12 protein-coding genes are annotated in these 19,175 nt (G+C 69.3%); 7 read left to right on the forward strand and 5 right to left on the reverse strand.

Translation table 11 applies throughout. The features are described from left to right. Window positions 1-8 precede the first annotated feature (8 nt). Window positions 9-1,358, forward strand: coding sequence for an MFS transporter (locus tag SZ55_RS23870; protein WP_044412741.1), 1,350 nt, complete (start codon window positions 9-11; stop codon window positions 1,356-1,358). A 68-nt stretch (window positions 1,359-1,426) separates the two neighbouring features. Here SZ55_RS23870 and SZ55_RS23875 read toward each other — a convergent pair whose 3' ends face one another. From SZ55_RS23875 to SZ55_RS23885, 4 genes are all read right to left on the reverse strand, one after another. Further along, complete coding sequence (locus tag SZ55_RS23875; protein ID WP_044412742.1) at window positions 1,427-2,842, reverse strand: amino acid permease; 1,416 nt, start codon at window positions 2,840-2,842, stop codon at window positions 1,427-1,429. 29 nt (window positions 2,843-2,871) lie between these two features. Then, window positions 2,872-3,765, reverse strand: a complete 894-nt coding sequence (locus tag SZ55_RS23880) for an aminotransferase class V-fold PLP-dependent enzyme (RefSeq protein WP_236692478.1) — start codon at window positions 3,763-3,765, stop codon at window positions 2,872-2,874. An 84-nt stretch (window positions 3,766-3,849) separates the two neighbouring features. Then, complete coding sequence (locus SZ55_RS27740) at window positions 3,850-4,056, reverse strand: hypothetical protein (protein ID WP_082078328.1); 207 nt, start codon at window positions 4,054-4,056, stop codon at window positions 3,850-3,852. 151 nt (window positions 4,057-4,207) lie between these two features. Further along, entirely contained in the window at window positions 4,208-5,086 is an 879-nt protein-coding gene (locus tag SZ55_RS23885; RefSeq protein WP_044412756.1) for a LysR family transcriptional regulator, read from the reverse strand. A 157-nt stretch (window positions 5,087-5,243) separates the two neighbouring features. Here SZ55_RS23885 and SZ55_RS23890 point away from each other — a divergent pair, with 157 nt between their 5' ends. The 6 genes from SZ55_RS23890 to SZ55_RS23920 all read left to right on the forward strand — a co-directional run bounded on the left by SZ55_RS23890 (window position 5,244) and on the right by SZ55_RS23920 (window position 15,635). Next, window positions 5,244-6,506 carry an MFS transporter gene (locus SZ55_RS23890; RefSeq protein WP_044412758.1) on the forward strand — a complete coding sequence of 421 codons (1,263 nt, stop codon included), beginning with the start codon at window positions 5,244-5,246 and terminating at the stop codon, window positions 6,504-6,506. A gap of 78 nt (window positions 6,507-6,584) precedes the next feature. Further along, complete coding sequence (locus SZ55_RS23895; RefSeq protein ID WP_044412760.1) at window positions 6,585-9,233, forward strand: patatin-like phospholipase family protein; 2,649 nt, start codon at window positions 6,585-6,587, stop codon at window positions 9,231-9,233. A gap of 114 nt (window positions 9,234-9,347) precedes the next feature. Further along, window positions 9,348-10,457 (forward strand): AAA family ATPase, encoded by a 1,110-nt coding sequence (locus SZ55_RS23900; protein WP_044412763.1) that lies wholly within the window; start codon window positions 9,348-9,350, stop codon window positions 10,455-10,457. Continuing rightward, window positions 10,454-10,888 carry a bpX5 domain-containing protein gene (locus SZ55_RS23905; RefSeq protein WP_044412764.1) on the forward strand — a complete coding sequence of 145 codons (435 nt, stop codon included), beginning with the start codon at window positions 10,454-10,456 and terminating at the stop codon, window positions 10,886-10,888. Before SZ55_RS23900 ends, SZ55_RS23905 begins: the two co-directional genes overlap by 4 nt. Then, entirely contained in the window at window positions 10,885-12,717 is a 1,833-nt protein-coding gene (locus SZ55_RS23910; RefSeq protein ID WP_052807654.1) for a hypothetical protein, read from the forward strand. Before SZ55_RS23905 ends, SZ55_RS23910 begins: the two co-directional genes overlap by 4 nt. Further along, window positions 12,714-15,635: a bpX6 domain-containing protein gene (locus tag SZ55_RS23920; RefSeq protein ID WP_052807655.1), complete on the forward strand. Its 2,922-nt coding sequence runs from the start codon at window positions 12,714-12,716 to the stop codon at window positions 15,633-15,635. Before SZ55_RS23910 ends, SZ55_RS23920 begins: the two co-directional genes overlap by 4 nt. Before the next feature lie 28 nt (window positions 15,636-15,663). Here SZ55_RS23920 and SZ55_RS23925 read toward each other — a convergent pair whose 3' ends face one another. Then, window positions 15,664-19,128 (reverse strand): response regulator, encoded by a 3,465-nt coding sequence (locus SZ55_RS23925; protein ID WP_044412768.1) that lies wholly within the window; start codon window positions 19,126-19,128, stop codon window positions 15,664-15,666. Window positions 19,129-19,175 lie beyond the last annotated feature (47 nt).

Below are 19,175 nucleotides of genomic sequence, written 5' to 3' on the forward strand. Positions count from 1 at the left end.
AATCCGCCATGAACGCGCGCGTACACGCCCTCACCGAACTCATCGACCGCAGCCCGATCTCCGCCTTGCAGGTGCGGGTGCTGGTCCTCTGCTTTCTCATCGTCCTGCTGGACGGCTTCGACACCGCTGCCATCGGCTACATCGCCCCCGAGCTGATCCGCGACTGGGGCATCGAGCGGACCGCCCTGGCTCCGGCCTTCGGTGCGGGCCTGTTCGGCATGCTGCTGGGCAGCTTCTGCTTCGGGCCGCTGGCGGACCGGCACGGGCGCAAGACGGTGTTGTTGGTCTGCGTGCTGATCATCGCCAGCGGCACCCTCGCCTGCGCCCTGGCACCGTCCATCGAGGTGTTGGCGGCGCTGCGCTTCGCCACCGGCATCGGCCTGGGCGGGGTGCTGCCCAACTGCATCACCCTCTGCTCGGAGTACTCGCCAGCCCGGCGGCGCATGCTGCTGGTCACCCTCAGCTACTCGGGTTTCACCCTGGGGCTGGCGCTGGGCGGCGGGCTGGCGGGGTGGCTGCTGCCGCTGATCGGCTGGCAGGGGCTGCTGGTGGTCGGCGGCCTGGCACCCCTGCTGCTGTGGCCGGTGCTGTTCTACGGCCTGCCGGAGTCGGTGTGCTTCATGGCCAGCCAGGCGCGTCACCGGGCAGCCCTGGTACGCGTCCTGGAGCGCATTGCCGGCCGGGGTGACTGGGCCAGCCGCCTGGACACCCTGGCCGCCGCCCCATCCCATGCCCCGGCGGTTCGCGCATCGATCGCGGCGCTGTTCAGCGCCGGCCAATTGCCGCGCACGCTGCTGCTGTGGCTGACCTTCTTCTGCTGCCTGTTCGTCTTCTACCTGCTGACCAACTGGCTGCCGACCGTGCTGCGCGCCAGCGGCTACGCGACCACCGAAGCCGCCCACATCAGCGCGATGATGCCGTTCGGTGGCGTGCTGGGTGGCATTGCCATGGCCTTGCTGATGGACCGCATCGGCGCCCTGCGCATCCTGCCCTGGCTGTGCCTGGTGGCCAGCCTCGCCCTGGTGCTGGTCAGCACCCAGTTGGGCAGTGCCTGGGGCACCCTGGGCATCGTGTTCCTGGCCGGCTTCAGCCTGACCGGCGCGTTGAACAACCTCAGCGTGGTGGCCGCCACCCTCTACCCAATGACCTCGCGCGCCACTGGCGTCGCCTGGGCCCTGGCCGCCGGCCGGGCCGGCTCCATCATCGGTTCGATGCTGGGGGGCTGGCTGTTCGCCGAGGCGGGCGAGCTGGGCCGGTTCTTCGTCTGGATCGCCCTGCCGGTGTTGCTGGCGAGCCTGGCCCTGGGGCTGATGCAGCGCATGGCGAACCGCCAGGAGGCGATAGCCGCCACCGCGTAAGGTGACAGCTGCGGGCACAAGAAAGCGGGCAGCCCCCACCGGTGCTGCCCGCTTTGCTTTGCAGCGTCTCAGCGGCGCAACGGCAGCGGGGTTGGCGCCTCACCGGCGACCGGCCGCGCTGCGCGAAAACGCAGGACGTAGATGAGCGTCATCACCCCCAGGAACGGCAGGCCCCAGATCAGCGTCAGCGAGAAGGCTTCGGTGAACAGCGTGGTGATCATCACCGCGAGCATCAGCAGCAGGCCGGCCAGGCTGGTCCAGGGGTAGCCCCAGAGGCGGAACTCCAGGGTTTCGACCGCCTGGCGCCGGCGAAAGAGCAAGTGGGTGAGGAAGATGCCGGCCCAGGTGAACATGGCGCCGAACATGGCGATGGACATCATCAGGGTGAAGGCCCGCTCCGGCTCGACGATGTAGAGCAGCGTGCCCAGGCCGATACCGAGGGAAGACAGCAGCAGGGCCGCCAGCGGGACGCCACGCCGGCTGACCCGTCCGAACAGGGCCGGTGCCTGGCCGGCGCGGGCCAGGCTGAACATCAGCCGCGAGGTGATGTACAGCTGGCTGTTCATTGCCGAGAGTGCGGCCACCAGCACCACAGCGTTGAACAGGGCTCCGGCGAACGGCACGCCGGTCGCCTGCATCACCAGGACGAAGGGGCTCTGGCCCCCATCGTTCTGGCGCCAGGGCAGGATCGCCAGCACCAGCGCCAGGGTCAGCAGGTAGAACAGCACCAGCCGCACCAGGGTGATGCGGAACGCACGGGTCACGGCGCGCTTCGGGTCGCGGGCCTCCCCTGCTGCCACGGCAATCATCTCGATGCTGAGGTAGCTGAAGAACGCCACGATCACCGCCACCCAGGTGCCCCAGTAGCCATGGGGGAAGAAGCCGCCGTCACGGGTGTAGTTGGCGAAGCCGATGGGGCAGTCGGCCGGTGCATCGAAGACGACCCAGGCACCCAGCAGGATGAACCCGACGATGGCGCCGAGCTTGAGCACCGAGAACAGGTATTCGACGCTGCCGAACGCCTGCACGCTGAGGAGGTTCACCGCCACCAGCGCGGCAGAGAACGTGACCATCCAGTAGCCGCCCGGCACGTCAGGGAACCAATAGGCCATGTACAGGGCGGCGGCGGTGATCTCGGTGCCGACGGCGAAGACGATCGAGGCCCAGTAGGCATAACGGATCAGAAAGCCGAACCAGGGCGCGACGTAGAACTCGGCGAACGACCCGAAAGACCCGGAGGTGGGATGGCGGACAGTCATTTCCGCCAGGCAGCCCATCAACAACAGGGCGATCACCGCGCCGATGGCATAACTCACCAGCACACTGGGGCCGGCGAAGCCGATGGCGAAACCACTGCCCAGGAACAGGCCGGTGCCGATGGCGCCACCGATGGCGATCATCGACAGCTGGCCGCTGCCCAGGCTTTGCTTGAGGCCCTGCTCGCGCTGGGCCAGGTCATCGAACGTGCGTGTTGTTCTTGTCATGTTCGCAACTCCTGTGGTGGGGAATCAGGTCACCGACTTGCGGGTGGTGAATTCCGGCTGGTCCCATTCGCCGGTGACGAGGACCTCACGCAGTGCCTGCACGCTGTCCCAGATGTCGACGAAGCGGATGTACAGCGGGCGATCAGCGCCTGCATCACCGCATAGGCATTCCCGTGGGCCAGGGAGACCTGGCTGCCCCGCGCCTCGGCCTCCCGTGGCGAGCGCAGCTCGACCCCCAGCCCGGCGAGTTGCTCGTCGCACAGACGGATGAACAGGTCACCCAGGGCCATGCTCTTGCTGCGCAACCGATGCAGGTCGACGCCATCGAACACCTCCAGCGCGGCCTCCAGGGCCAGCACGCCAAGTTGTGGAGCCGTCCCCACCAGCATCCGGTCGATGCTCGGGTGGGCGTGGTACTCGGGGCTGAAATCGAAGGGACGGGCATGGCCGTGCCAACCGCAGAGGGGCTGGTCGACCTGGGCGATGTGGCGCCTGGCGACGTACACGAAGGGCGGCGCTCCGGGGCCGCCATTGAGGTACTTGTAGCCACAGCCAACGGCGAAATCGGCTGCACACCCATTCAGGTCGATGGGCATGGCGCCGGCCGAGTGGCAGAGGTCCCAGACCACCAGGGCACCAACCTCGTGGGCGCGGGCGGTAATGGCCGCCATGTCGTAGCGGCGGCCCGTCTTGTAGTTCACGTGGGTCAGCGACAGGATCGCCACCTCCTCGCTCAGAGCGTCGAGCACCTCGTCGGGCTCGACGCAGCGCACCTCGCACCCGGTGAGCCGGGCCACCCCGGACGCCACGTAGACATCCGTGGGGAAGTTGCCCTGCTCGGCGAGGATGAGCGAGCGCCCCGGGCGCATGCGGGTCGCTGCCACCAGGACCTTGAACAGGTTGATGGAGGTGGAATCGGCCACGATCACCTCGTCATCCTGCGCCCCCACGAGCCGTGCAATGCGCGCACCCGCGCGCTGAGGGGCCGGGTACCACTGTGCATCGTTCTAGGAACGAATCAGGCCATGGGCCCACTCGTGGCGAAGGACCCGCTCCATGCGCTCGGGGATGTGCGCCGGCATGGCCCCGAGGGAGTTGCCGTCGAGGTAGATATCGCCGGCCGGCAGGTCGAAGCGCGCCCGGCAGGCAGCGAGGGAGTCATCGAGATCAAGGCGCTCGCAGTCGGCACGACTCAAGCGAGGGGGAATCAGCATGGCATCTCCTGGTGGGTGCTCGTGGGCAATTCCGCAGGCCGTGTGACGTGCGGTCTCCAGGGATGCTATCCAGCGTTGCCATTACTCAAAAATAGAAAGCAGGCTCGCGTTTATTCCGATGCGGAATATTCGGGGCTGCCTGCACCGCTCATCAGGGCGCGATCAGCTCGATGAAGGCCCGCGACAGCGGTGAGCGCTCGTCATCCCGGCGTACCAGCCACACGGCGGTGGTGGCGCCGGCGTCCAGCAGCGGCCGGTAGACCACGCCATCGAAGTGCATGCGGGTGAAGGACGCCGGCAGCACCGAAACCCCGAGCCCCGCCGCCACCAGCCCGATCAGCGTCAGTGCGCTGTGGGATTCCTGGGTGATGCGCAGGCTGAAGCCGGCCTCGTGGGCCAGGGCGATCACCTGGTCGTAGAGGCCGGTGCCGGCATTGCGCGGGAAGTACACGAAGGGTTCGGCCGCCAGCTCCGCCAGGTGCAGGCCGGCGCTCTCGCCTGCCAGCCGGTGCTGGGCGGGCAGCACCGCCACCAGCGGCTCGCGGAACAGCTCCACCGCCACCAACGACTCCGGCAACGGTAGCGGGCGGATCAGCCCCACCTGGATGCGCCCGTTGAGCAGCGCGTCGGCCACCTCCCGGCTGTTCAGCTCGTGCAGTTCCAGCTGCACCTCGGGGAAGGCCTGGCGAAAGCGCAGGATGGCGCCAGGAATCACCGAAGTGAACGGCGCCGAGGAGGTGAACCCCAGCTTCAACTGGCCCAGCTCGCCGCGCTGGGCTCGGCGCGCCACCTCGGCCGCCTGGTCCACCTGGGCGAGTATCTGGCGCGCCTCGTCGAGGAACAGCCGACCGGCCTCGGTGAGGGCCACGCGGCGATTGGTGCGCTCGAACAGTCGCGCCCCCAGCTCTTCCTCCAGGGCCTGGATCTGCTGGCTCAGCGGTGGCTGGGATATGCCCAGCAGCTCCGCCGCGCGACCGAAATGGAGTTCGTCGGCGACGGCAATGAAGTAACGCAGGTGGCGGAGTTCCATGGCGGCGATTGATAGGTTTCAGATATCAAAGATGTCGAACAATATATTGGAAACGCGTATTGGGCACCGATAGGCTTTTCACCGTCCCCCAGAGCCCGCCAGCAGCGGGCCACGGCCCCCACGGGCCGACTGCCTGATTCGCGTGATGAGGTCCCCGATGAGCCACCCCGAGCGCCAGACCGCCACCGGCGCGCCCGCCGAACCGCCCACCCATATCGAGAAAGGCAGCGCCGCCTTCCTGCGCACCAACCTGGCGCTGTTCTGCGGCGGCTTCGCCACCTTCGCCCTGCTCTACTGCGTGCAGCCGATGATGCCGGTGCTGGCCCAGGCCTTCGCCATCAGCGCCGCCCAGGCCAGCCTGGTGCTGTCGGTGTCCACCCTGGCGCTGGCGGTGGGCCTGCTGTTCACCGGTTCGCTGTCCGACGCCCTGGGGCGCAAGCGGGTAATGGGCGTTTCGCTGCTCTGCGCGGCCCTGTTCACCCTCGCCAGCGCCGCCATGACCCGCTGGGAGCTGGTGCTGCTGATGCGTGTGCTGGTGGGGCTCTCCCTCAGCGGCCTGACCGCCGTGGCCATGACCTACCTGAGCGAGGAGATCCACCCGGCCCACACCGGCCTGGCGGTGGGCCTGTACATCGGCGGCAACGCCATCGGCGGGATGTGCGGCCGCCTGGTGGCCGGGGTGATGGTGGACTACCTGTCCTGGCACTGGGTGCTGGCCTGCATCGGCCTGCTGGCGCTGCTCGCCGGCCTGGTGTTCTGGCGCCTGCTGCCGGAGTCCCGGCACTTCCGGCCCCGGCCGATCACCCTGGGCAACCTGGCCGGCGGCTTCGCCCTGCACCTGCGCGATGCCCGGCTGCCGGTGCTGTTCGTCGAAGCCTTCCTGCTGATGGGCAGCCTGGTGACCTTCTTCAACTACATCGGCTTCCACCTGCTGCAGGCGCCCTACCACCTCAGCCAGGCGGCGGTGGGCATGCTCTCGGTGGTGTACCTCTCCGGCACCTACAGCTCGGCCATGGCCGGCTCCCTGGCCGACCGGGTGGGCCGGCAGAAGGTGCTGTGGGTGATGATCCTGCTGATGCTCGTCGGCTTCGGCCTCACCCTGCTGGCGCCGCTGCCGCTGATCCTGCTGGGCATGCTGCTGTTCACCTTCGGCTTCTTCGGCGCCCACTCGGTGGCCAGCAGCTGGGTCGGCCGCCGTGCCACCCAGGCGCGGGGCCAGGCGGCGTCGCTCTACCAGGCCTTCTACTACACCGGCTCCGGCGTGGCCGGCACCCTCGGCGGGCTGTTCTGGCACCAGGCCGGCTGGCACGGCATCGGCCTGTTCGTCGGCGGCATGCTGGTGCTGGCCCTGGTACTGGCCATCGGCCTGGCCCGGCGCCCCCTGGGCGAAGCGGGCACCTGCCCGGGAGGCCCGCGCTGACCCCGACGCCTGGCTGGCGGAATGCCCGGCACCTGCTTTAGTAAGGAGCTGTAGGCAACATCGCACCAGGGAGGGCACGTGGAAGACCAATACAAGGCCGAACAGGAACGCATCGACTGGCGCCGCGAGACGCTCGGCATCGACACCCCGGCGGAACCGCGCCGCCGCCCCTGGGCCCTGGCCCTCTCCGGCGGCGGCATCCGCAGCGCCACTTTCTGCTTCGGCGTGCTCCAGGCCCTGGCCCGCGCGCCCTACACCCCCGCCAACCGCCCCCTCGGCAGTACCGGCGACGCCCCCGCCGAGCGCCTGCTGCCGCGTTTCGACTACCTCTCCACCGTGAGCGGCGGCGGCTACATGGGCTCGTTCTTCTCCAGCCTGTTCCAGCCCGGGCGCCTGCGCCCCGGCACGGGCACCGAGCAGGCCCAAGCACGCCAGGCGGCCGAGGACGCCTACCGGGTGCTGAGCTACCAGCCGCCGGGGCGCATCCACTCCTCCACCAACTACCGCGCGGCCCCGGTCGGCGCCGGGCCCACCGCCTGGCTGCGGGAGAACGGCCGCTACCTGACGCCCACCGGCGCCGGTGACCTGCTCTACGCCCTGGCGATGACCTGGCGCAACTGGGTGGCCGTGCACCTGGTGATCGGGCTGCCGATCCTGCTGGTCACCGCGCTGCTGGCCCTGACCCAGGGCGTGGCCTGTTCGCGCTGGAACCTGTTCTGCGACCACCTCCTGGCCATTCCCCTGGGCATCGCCCTGTTGGCCGTAGCCCCGCTGATGCTGGCGTACTGGCTGATCTACTCGCGCAAGACCCAGGACGAACCGCCCGCGCTGCTCAACTGGGCCACCGGCAGCGCCCTGGCGATGGCCGTGGCGCTGGGCTGGCTCACCTGCCAGGTGCCCGACACAGCGGACTGGCTGCCGGTGCCTGCCCGCGACCTGCTCTGGATCGTGGTCACGGTGCTCGGCCTGGGGCTGGCCTGGTGCGCCGCGCTGGTGGCGTCCCAACGCCTGAAGCAGCGCCCCGACGACGGCGGACTGGACGCCGACAACGTGCGCAACTACCGGGTCAACGTCACCCGGGCGCTGAGCACGGCGATCACCTGGGCGGCTGTCGCCCTGGTGCTGGTCCTGGTGCACCAGTTGACCTTCGAGCTGTACACGGTGCTGGCCCGGCACTGGCAGGGCAGCCTCACCTTCAGCGTGCTGCCGGTGCTGATCTGGCTGGTGCGCCACCTGGCCCGCAGCCGTGACGAGAAACCCGCCCCCGGCCTGCTGAAGAAACTGCCCCTGGACGCCCTGGCGCTGGTCGCCGGCCTGGTCCTGCTGCTGGCCGTCACCCTGGCCTGGGGCCTGCTGGCCCACTGGTTCGCCTGGAACGGCCGGGTGCCGGGCGCCCACGCGGGCGATGCGCAGCTCTTCCGCTTCGGCCTGCTGGCGGTCATCGCCCTGGTGATGGCGGTGGTCACCGGGCAGTTCATCGGCTTCATCAACCTCTCCAGCCTCCAGGCGTTCTACGCCGCCCGCCTCACCCGCGCCTACCTGGGCGCCTCCAACGGCCAGCGCTTCGACGTCTCCTGCGCCCAGAGCCGCCGGCGCATGAGCGTGGCGCAGACCCTCTCGCGGGACGACATCCCCCTGAAGGACTACTACGGCAAACGCACCGCCGGCCCGCTGCACCTGATCAACGTCACCATGAACCTCACCGTGGACCCGGCCGAGCAACTGGTGCAGCGCGACCGCAAGGGCAAGCCGCTGTGCGTGGCGCCCTACCGCTACACCCCCGGCGGCGAGCAGGACCAGGTCACCAGCTTCATCCTCGACGGCCAGCGCAAGTCCCGGCAGCCACCCAACGGCCGCGGCGAGATCAACCAGCCGCTGAGCCTCGGCCAGTGGGTGGCCACCTCCGGCGCCGCCGCCAGCACCGGCCTCGGCCGCCAGACCAGCCTGGGCCTCTCGCTGCTGCTGGGGCTGGCCAACGTGCGCCTGGGCACCTGGTGGCAGAGCAACTTCGTCGGCCGCGCCAAGCCGCTGTCGCGGATCGGCGAGGCGTCGTCCCACTGGTTGCCGACCCAGACCTACCTGTTCTACGAACTCACCGCGCGCTTCCACGGCCATCGCCGCGACAAGCTCTACCTCACCGACGGCGGCCACTTCGAGAACACCGCCACCTACGAGCTGCTGCGACCCGCCCGCGACATCGAACTGGTGGTGATGTGCGACTGCGGCTGCGACCCGGAGTACCGCTTCGACGACCTGGCCAACCTGGTGCGGCTGTCGCGCATCGACCACGACCTGGAGATCGAGGAAGACCCCGGCGTGCTGCGCCATCCGCTGCTGTCCCAGGTGTTCGGCAGCACCCAGTCCCTGCGCGCCTCCACCGAGCCGACCGACCGCCGCTGCGCCGTGCTGCTCAACGTCTTCCACACCCCGGACCGGGAGAACCCCGACATCCCGCGCCGCCTCACCAGCCGCATCCTGCTGATCAAGCCCCGGCTGATCGAAGGCGTGCCCACCGACGTGCTCAACTACGTGCGCGCCAACCCGGACTTCCCCAACCAGACCACCGGCGACCAGTTCTTCGACGAAGCCCAGTTCGAGAGCTACCGCCAACTGGGCCTGAGCATCGGGCAACTGCTGTTCGGCGACGGCCAGCGCCCCAACAACATCGCCCACGCCCTGTCGCGCTACCTGGCCAAGCCGGTGCTGGAGGATGCCGCCGGGGAGTGAACGCAGGTGCCGGGACGGTTCCTTGTGAGCCGTCCGACGGGTTGCGTCATGGCGCATTGACAGCCCGGTCGATTTGCGCAAAATCCGCGCCTTGCCATCAGGGAAGACGCCGCTTTGAACGCCATCCAGCACGCCGCCAGGGAACTCCGCTCGGCCATTCGCACCGCCACCACCGGCCTCGTCGGCCGTGAGCAACTCGCCGAACTCATCATCCTCGCCGCCGTGGCCCAGGAGCACCTGCTGGTGGTCGGCCCGCCCGGTACGGCAAAAAGCGCCGTGGTGCGGCGGGTGGCCCAGGTGCTGGGCGGCCGCTACTTCGAATACCTGCTCGGGCGCTTCACCGAGCCCAGCGAGCTGTTCGGCCCGGTGGACCTGCGCAAGCTGCGCGAAGGCACGGTGGAAACCGATGTCAGCGGCATGCTGCCGGAAGCCGACGTGGCCTTCCTCGACGAGGTGTTCCTCGGCTCCACCGCCATCCTCAACACCCTGCTCGGCGTGCTCAACGAACGGCGCTTCCGCCGTGGCCACACCGAGCTGCGCTGCCCACTGCGGGTCTGCGTCGGCGCGGCCAACGGCCTGCCGGAAGACGAGGCCCTGGCGGCCTTCGCCGACCGCTTCCTGCTGCACCTGTTCGTCGACACCGTGCCGGACCACCAACTGGAAGCCATGCTCGCCGGGGGTTGGAAGGCCGAGCAGCTACCCGTGCTGGACGCCCACCACCTGGGCCACCTGGACACGCTCTGCGGCGCCCTGCGCCAGGTCGACCTCGACAGCGTGCGCCCGGCCCTGGCCGACGCCATCCGCCGCCTGCGCCAGGCCGGCATCCCGCTTTCCGACCGGCGCATCGTCAAATCGCAACGGCTGATCGCCGCTGCCGCACTGCTCGGCGGCCGCCAGCAGGCCAGCGAGGCGGACCTCTGGCCGCTGCTCTACGCCCTGCCCACCCAGGCCATGCAGCAACAGGCCCGCGAGGTCCTGCGCGAGCTGTTCGCCCAGGCCAGCAACGACAACCTCTTCAGCGCGGTGGAAGAAGCCACCCTGCAACCGCTGTCGCGAGCCAGCCGCCTGGCCGAAGAAGCCCGCGCCTGCCTGGACGAGGCCGAGGGGACGAACCCGGAAGCAGTGCTGCGGGAGATCGACGCCAACTTCCTCGCTGATGCCCTGCCGCCGGAGCTGGCCGAGCTGCGCGAGCGCCTGGTCGCCCGCCTCGCCACCCCCGCATGAGCGCCCTGAAACAGGCCTGGCGCTGGCAACCCCGCGCCCAGGCTCTGGAACCCCGTGCTGCCGTGGCCTGGGGCGAAGCCTCCCGGCGCCTTCACGCACGCCTGCTGGCCCTGCCCACCGAGCAACTGGCGGGCCTGCAGGCCACCGCCGCCAATGACCTGCTGGTGGTGATCGGTGAAGCAGACGCCCTGCCCTGGGTGGATGGCATCGACTACGCCGCCCCCTGTGAAGTCGCCCCCGAACTCTGGCTGCCAACCCGGCTGTGCCCCGATGCGCCACTGGACCTGCTCGCCCGTGCCCTCACCAAGCGCCACGGCCGCACCCCGCTGCTGCTCTGGCCCGCGCCGGCCAGGACGGTGCCGCTGGACCGTCAGTTGCCGCTTTCCGAAGGTCACCTGGCGCGCATTGCCGAACATTGGGCGGCCCGATGAGCCTGCAGCTACCCGACGCCCTGGCCCACTGGGGCCAGCCTCTGCAGGAGCTGGACAGCGAGCTGGCCGAAGCCCTGGCCGACCTGGCGCAACGCCTGCACAACCTGGTGGGGCCGGTTCAGCGCCGGCAGAGCGGCGAGCTGAAGGAGCCGGACGGCCTGGGCGACCTGCAACGTCGCGGCCCCTATGAGCGCCTGCTACCCAGCGAGTGGTTACTGGCCGACGTATTTCCCGACGAGTTCCTGCGGCGTGCCGCCAGCGGCGAGCACCTGTTCCTCGCCTCGGAGGCACGCGCCTGCCAGGGCAACCGCACGATCATTGCCCTGTTCGATGCCGGCCCCCGGCAACTGGGCGCCCCACGACTGGCCCACATTGCGATGCTGATCCTCCTGGCGCGCCGTGCCCAGGCCGTGGGTGGCGAGTTGCGCTGGGGCATCCTCCAGCAACCCGGCTGGATCGATGGCGTGCGCGGCGCAGTCGACTTCGCCCGCCTGCTCGAAGCCCGGCGCTGGCAAGCCGCCGAGCCCGATGACTGGCGCGCCTGGAGCGACCTGCGCAACGCGCTACCCGCAACGCCGGACGAATGCTGGCTGATTGGCGCCCAGGCCACGGATGACGGTTTCAGCCACCGCCTGCACCTGTCCACCAGTCTGGATGGCGAAGCGCTGGAGGCCGAGCTGCACCTGGGCAACAGCCGACGTGCCTTGAGCCTGCCCTTGCCGAGCCCGGCCATTGGCAGGCGCCTGCTTTCAGGGCAGTTCGCCCTCGCCGGGCAGGTGCCTGCCGGGCACGCCGAGACCCTGAACGTGGAGCGTGTGGCATTGACCTTGCCACCGATCATTTCGCGCTCCGGGCAGATGGTGGCGTTGGCGCTGCTCGATCAGCCCGGCGTACTGGTGTTCAAGCTGCCGGCCCTGGGGAGCAAGAAGAAACCCAGGACCCGCCGGCTCCTCTGGAGCACGGGGGAGCAGCCGCTGGCCCTGGCATTCACCGGGCGGAGCCTGGCCGGCGTGATGGATGCCGGCCCCAACCTGCGCTTCTGGCAGTTGTCGCCCCTGAGTACCGCCACACGCCCGCCACAGGAGGTACTGAGCGCTCCGCCAGGCACCGCCAGGTTGCTGCCCCTCGCCCTGGTGGACAGCGCCCATGACGGCGAGCGCCTCTACCTGCTGGATGCCCAGGGGCGACTTCTGCACTGGCACCACCAGAAAGGCCTCCCCCGCAGCCAGGAGCCGCTTCTGGAACGCGTCGAAGACGATGTGCTCGCCATGAGCCACCTCGACGATGGCCGCCTCTATTACCTGCACAAGCGTGACCAGCGCTTCATCCTCCAGGAGGTGCTGTCGGGCCACCGCGTGAGCACGCCCCTGCGCCTTGGCGAGGTGGGTGAGGCCAGCAAGGCCTTCATGGCCCGGTTCAGCACCACAAGCACCCACCCGGCATGCGCCCTGCTACTGAGCGCAACGCCCCAGGAGCGCTGGCGGCTGTGTCGCCCCAAGGATCGGCAAGGCGGCGCTGCAGAGAACTGGACACTCGACGTGCCCCCGGGCTGGAGTGCCCAGGGCCTGGTGGCCGACCCCGACGCCAGGGGGTTGCTGCTGGTGCTGATGTCCGGCGATCGCAAGCGCCTTGCCCTGTATGACGGCACTGCGCTCCGGAGCATCGTCGAAACACCCGATGCCATTGCGCGGCTGAGTGTCTGTGCCAGCAGCGGCCTGCTGGCGGTCCTCAGTCAGGCTCGCGAGCTGGTGCTCTATTGCACCCGGCACCACGTCGTGCGCCTGCGAGCCTCCTGCACCCGGGCAGATGACCAAGGAGGCACGCCATGAGTGCACCGGATACCCACGTTCGTCAGCCCTCGCTCAAGGGGCGCCGACCGGTCGCAGGCCTGTGGCTGCCTGCCGACTGGCTGGCGGTCGAGGTCCGTGCGGCGCTGTTGCTGCGCCATTGGCGGGCCGGCTCGGCAGCCTGGCGCTTCCCCGAGGGCGACCTGTTGCGCTTCAACGCGACCGTTGTGCAGGACTGTGACGCGCTGGAGGGCTGGCCGCTGCTGGCCCTGGAGACCGGTGGCCTGTGCTCGGCCGAGCTGACACAGGAAGAGCAGGCAACCCTGCCGGCCGCCGACCTCTGGCTAGTACAGGGTGGCCGCGTCGCCGCGCTGGACCTGCATCAGGCCGAACGCCTGGCGCTGGAGGACTGCCTCGATCTCGACGGCCACCCCTGGCAGGACACCCATGACTGCCGGGACGCGCTGCCGCCACTGGTGATCGAGGAGCTGCCACCCGCCAAGGACATCCACACCATCCTCCAGGGCAAGGTGAAACCACCCAGCCCGCAACGCGAGGCCTTCCTCCAGTCACTGGCGAAGCAACCCCCGGCGCGTGCGTCGGGCAAGCCGGCTGCTGCGCAGACCACCTCCGATGGCGTCGGCAAGGGCCTGCTCATCTGGATCGTGCTGTTCGCCGTGGTGATCCTGGGTAGCCACCTGCCAGACGCCGTGCACCTGGCCCAGAACGCCGTGTCGCCCTCGGCCAGCACGGCTCCGCTGGCCCAGGACTCCGACGATCCATCCGGCCCCGGGGCGCTCCTGTTCGTGGCCGCCCTGCTGATCGTCATCACCCTGCTGCTCATCGGTGCCTTGCGCCGGTTCTTCTCCGGCACGCCCCAGCACTGGACGGCAGCCCCCACGCCGGTCGCCAGTGCGCGCGCCCTCCCTCTCCGCAGGAGCCAAGCGCCGGCCACCCCGAGCCGCTGGCGTCGCCTGCTCACCAGCCTGGCCATCACTTCCCGTTTCAGTGCACTGCTCAACCGCCGCCAGAGTGCCTACCTGCGGCGCATGCTCAACCTGTTCGAGAAGGGCGACATCGACGAGGCGCTGCGCCACGCACTGCCCCTGGGAGGCGAGCAGGGCAGCCTGGGCCAGGCATTCGGCACGCCGGACCGCCGCGACGACCTGTCCCTGGGGCGCCCCTCGGGCCCCGGGGCCTCCATTTCCCTGGGTGAGGAGTTGGAGGCCCACCTGCGCAAGGTCTATCGCCAGCACTTCGAGAAACTCGACCGTGCGGGGCGCATCGATGAAGCAGTGTTCATCCTCGCGGAGCTGCTCAAGGTGCGGCAGGAGGCACTGGACTACCTGGAGCGCCACCAACGCTTCCGCCAGGCCGCCGAGCTGGCACTGGCCTGGGACATGTCGGCCGACTGGATCGTGCGCCTCTTCTGCCTGGCCGACGACTGGAAGACGGCCCTGCAGGTGGCACGCCGTGACGACGCCTTCGTCAGCGCGGTGCAGATGCTGCAGACCAAGTGGCCACAAGTGGCCGACCGGCTGCGCATGGAATGGGCCGAGATGCTGGTGGCGCGCGGCGACTGGTTGAAGGCCGTGGACGTGGCCTGGCCGATTCCCGAGGCACGGGATCGTGCGGTGCACTGGCTGAGTCAAGCCGAAGCGGCAGGCGGCAGCCTGGGCACCGAGGCCCTGGTGACCCGCGCCGCCCTGCTGCCGGACACCCTGGAGGCCTACGCCGCCCCCCTGCGTGCGCTGCGCGACGACCCGGCACGTTTCCGGGATCGCCAGGCCCTGGCCCGCGCCCTACTGTGGGTCGGCACCAAGAACCGGAACACGCGGGACAACCGCTCACTGGCCCTGCTGGCCCGGATGGTGCTGCCCGCCTTGCTGGATGACCACGCCACCCAACGCGCGCACCTGTCCAGGTCCGAGCTGGACAGCCTGCTCAAGCTCAGCCGGGACACGCTGCTGCAGGCCGACCTGCCGTCCCGCGGGTTTCCCAAAGGGCGTGCCACCCCCTTGCAGCGCGTCACCTCGCCGCTGCATTGGCAGGCGCCCCCCGCCGAGCAACAGGCGATTCTCGACGCGGTGGCCCTGGAGGACCAACGCACACTGGTGGCCCTCGGGGAAGCCGGTGCCCAGGTACTGGATGCCCACGGGCGCGCAGTATTCAGCTTCGCCGAGCCGGCACACCGCCTGGTCATCGCGCACAACCGGCGCGTTGCCCTGGCCATGGCACGCCGCGACCAGGTCTGGCGCATCACCAAGCTGGACCTGGTCAGGCGCACGGCACGGGACCTGGGTGTACTGGAGCTGCACGCCCACTCACCGGTCTTCGACGGCATCAGTTGGGCCGTCACCCTGCGGGACAGCGTTCGTGTCGTGGACGTCGACCGCTCGTTCGCCGTGCTCTGGCACGTCAGCGACCTCAAGGGCGACATCCGCCTCTTCCACCACACCGAGCACTTCGAGCAATGGCTGGTGTCCGGCGCAGACGGATCGCTCGTACTCTGGCGCTACGCCCTGCCCTCGCGGCGCCTGGCCGAGCGCAGGCCCGTGGACGCCCCCCTGGAGCGCCAACTCATCATCCCCAACCCCCTGGGCGGGTTGCTGACCTTCACCTGCCAGGACGGCACCAACGGCACGATGAGCCTGACGATGGAAAGCACCGGTGGGCGATACGACATTCCCCTGCCCGATATAACGCCGGAGCAGGTGGCGGTGCCGGACCTGGAGGTGCTCCCGGAGTGGCTGCTGATCGGCCTCGCCCCCCAGGGCAACACCCGGCAGTGGCGCCTGGTGAGCCAGCAGTCGCTGCAGACCTGCGCCGTGCTGGACTGGCCGGCGGACGCCCCGCTGCAGGTGCGCGCCCAGGCACACGACTGGCGTCTGTTCGACCAGACGGGACGCCTGCTGCGCCTGGACACCCTGACCAGCGAACTCCGCGAACTGCGCGGGTAAACGGCCGCGCGGCGGTCAACGCCGCGCTTCAGAACCTGTCCAGCTTCGGCAGCCACACGCGGATCAGCGAGAACAGCCGCTCCAGGTCGATGGGCTTGGCCAGGTAGTCGCTGGCGCCGGCGCCCATGCACTGCTCCTGGTCGTCCTTCATCGCCTTGGCGGTGACGGCGATGATCGGCAACCGGCTCCAGCGCGGGTCCTGGCGGATGCGCCGGGTGGCTTCGAAGCCGTCCATGACCGGCATCATCACGTCCATCAGCACCAGGTCGATCTGCGGGTTCTCCTCCAGTTTCTGCAGGGCTTCCTGGCCGTTGCGGGCGGTCACCACCTGGGCGCCCTTCTCGTCCAGGGCGCTGATGAGGGCGAATATGTTGCGCACGTCGTCGTCCACCACCAGCACGGTGCGTTCCTCGAACACGCGGTCACGATTGCGCGCGCTCTGCAACATGCGCTGGCGGTCGCTGGAGAGGGAGGACTCGACCTTGTGCAGGAACAGGGTGACCTCGTCGAGCAGACGTTCGGGGGAGCAGGCGCCCTTGATGATGATGGAGCGGGAGTGGCGCAGCAGTTCCTCCTCTTCACGCAGGCTGAGCTGGCGGGCGGTGTAGACGATCACCGGGGGGAAGTTGCCGAGCGCCTCGGCGGCCATGCGCTCCAGCAGTTCGTTGCCGCGCATGTCCGGCAGGGCGAGGTCGATGATCATGCAGTCGAACGTGCCGCCACGCAGGCGATCCAGGGCCTCTGTACCGCTGGCGACGGCGCTGACCTGGATGTCTTCGTCGCTCACCAACTGGGCGATGCTGTCGCGCTGGCTGGCGTCGCCCTCCACCACCAGGACGTGCTTGACCTTCTGGGTGAGCTTGTCCTCCAGGCGGGCGAAGACTTCGCGCAGTTGGTCGCGGGTGGCAGGCTTGCGTGCGTGGCCGATGGCCCCCAGCTGCAGCGCCGGACCGGTGCGGTCGTCGACGGAGAGCACGTGCACAGGGAGGTGCCGGGTGACGGGATCTTCCTTGAGCGTCTGCAGCACGGCGAGGCCGGACTCGTCCGGCAGGCGCATGTCCAGCAGCACGGCATCGGGCCCCTGCTCCCGTGCCAGACGCAGGCCTTCCTCGGCGTTGCCGGCCACCAGGCAGCGGTGGCCCAGTTCGTGGGCAAGCTCGTAGAGGTCACGGGCGAACTTCGGGTCGTTCTCGATCACCAGCACGCAGTGGCGCGCATCGACGGGCCGCTGGCGGTCGTCCTGAAGGCCACTGGCGGACGCCACGGGCGCGACAGCCCGCACACCTTCGGCGGGCTGAACCTGGGCGATGGACGGCAGCGGCTCCCCGGCAAGGCAGTTGCTGGGCAGCCAGAGGGTGAAGCAGCTGCCGCACCCGGGCTGGCTCTGCACGGTGATGCTGCCACCGAGCATTTCCGCGAGGTTGCGGGAGATGGACAGGCCGAGGCCGGTGCCGCCGAAGCGTCGGTTGGTGGTGCCGTCCACCTGGCGGAAGGGCTCGAAGATGATGCCCATCTGCTCGTCGCTGATGCCGATGCCGGAGTCGCTGACCTCGAAGGCGATGCCGCCGCTGGCGGCGCGGACCTTGAGGCCGATGCGACCGCTGGCGGTGAACTTGACGGCGTTGGACAGCAGGTTGCGCAGGATCTGCCCGGCTCGCTGGCCGTCGGTGTAGAGCCGTGCTGGGGCGTCGGGCTCAACCTGCACGTCGAACGCCAGCCCCTTGTCGTCGGCCTGGGGCTGGAACAGAGCGCGCAGCCCGTCCACCAGTTGCGCAACGTCGGTGTCCTCGGGGTGCACCTCCAGGCGGCCGGCCTCCACCTTGGAGATGTCGAGGATGTCGCTGATCAGCCGCAGCAACTCGTTGCCGGACTTGTTGATCAGCTCGGCGTAATGCACCTGCTGCGGGTCGAGGTTGCCCTTGCGGTTCTCCGCCAGCAGCTTGGAGAGGATCAGCGAGCTGTTCAGCGGGGTGCGCAGCTCGTGGGACATGTTGGCGAGGAACTCGGACTTGTAGCGGCTGGCCCGCTGCAGTTCCTCGGCACGCGCCTCCAGCTCGCACCGGGCCTGGTCGAGGGCGTGGTTGCGCTCGTCCAGCAGGTCGCGCTGGTCTTCCAGGCGGCGGGTCTTCTCGCTCAACTGTTCGTTGGTCTGCTCCAGTTCGGCCTGCTGGGTCTCCAGGTTGGCCTGGGAGTCGCGGATCACCCGGGCCTGGTCTTCCAGCTCCTCGTTGGCGACGCGCAGCTCCTCCTGCTGCACCTGCAACTCTTCGTTGAGCTGCTGGGTCTCGGTGAGCATGTCGTGCAGACGCTGGCGGTAGCGGGCCGCCTCGATGGAGGTGCCCAGGCTCTCGGCAACGGCTTCGAGCAACTGTCGGTCGCGGGGTGACAGGGGCCGCAGGAAAGCCAGTTCCAGCACGCCGTTGACCTGCCCATCGCTTCGGGTCGGCGACAGGATCACCGTCAGCGGATCGGTATCGCCCAACCCGGAGTTGACCCGCAGGTAGGACGGGGGAAGCCCCTCCATGACCCGCACCTCGCGGGACCGCAGCACCTGGCCGAGCAGGCTGGCGCCGTCCTCGAAGACCTGGTCGCGGGCCTGCTGCCCGGGTGCGAAGCCATAGTCAGCCACGCGCCGCAGCCGCCCTTCGCCCTCGCGCACATAGAGGGCACCCACGGCGACCTCCAGGTAACCGGCGAGGAAATCCAGCACGGCGCGACCGATCAGCGCCGGGGTCTGCTGGCCGATCAGTTGTTCGGCCAGTTGCGACTGCCCTTCCCGCAGCCAGGCCTGGGCCTGCAGCTGCTCAGTGAAGCGTGACTGCTGGTCGAGGATGCGGTTGTAGTTGGTCGAGAGGCCGATCAGCTCGCGCCGGCCGAAGATCGCCAGCGCTCCGCTGCCGCCCAGTTGCATGACCACCAGCAGGCCGATGATCAGCACCACCGCCCGGTTGGCCCGCTCGCTGCGCTCGTGGCGCAGTTGCTCTTCGGTGGCAACCAGGGCCACGAAGCCCTGGCGCACCTCGTCCATCTGCCGCTTGCCCTGCTTCTCGCGGATGAACGCGCTGATGTCCTGGTTGGCACGCCGCGCTTCGATCAGAGGTTCGGTCATCTGCAGCCAGCGCGTCTGGGCAGCCTCGATGCGCGCCAGTCGCTCGCTCTGGACGGGGTTGTCGTGGATCAGCTCACGCAGCGCCTGCAGCCCGGCCAGCAGACGCGGGGCCGTTTCCCGGTAGCCTTCGAGGAACTCTTCCTCCCCGGACAGCAGGAACCCCCTGAAGCTGGACTCGCACTCCACCGACTGGCGCAGGCTCTCGTTGCTGCGGGCGATCACCTGGTCGGTGTGCTCGACCCAATTGAGCACATACAGCAGGTAGCCGATCAGCCCGACGAACAGCACCACGCCCAGGACGCCAACGCCCAGGGGCAATGCCACGTTGCGGGTGAGAATGCGGCGGAAACTGTCTGCATCGATGCTGAAAGACGTGCTGTTCATCGGCCTTCCCTGCTGAACGGTGGAGCGGAACTCCCCGCACAAGGGCA

This window comes from Pseudomonas sp. FeS53a (assembly GCF_000931385.1).
GTDB lineage: Bacteria > Pseudomonadota > Gammaproteobacteria > Pseudomonadales > Pseudomonadaceae > Metapseudomonas > Metapseudomonas otitidis.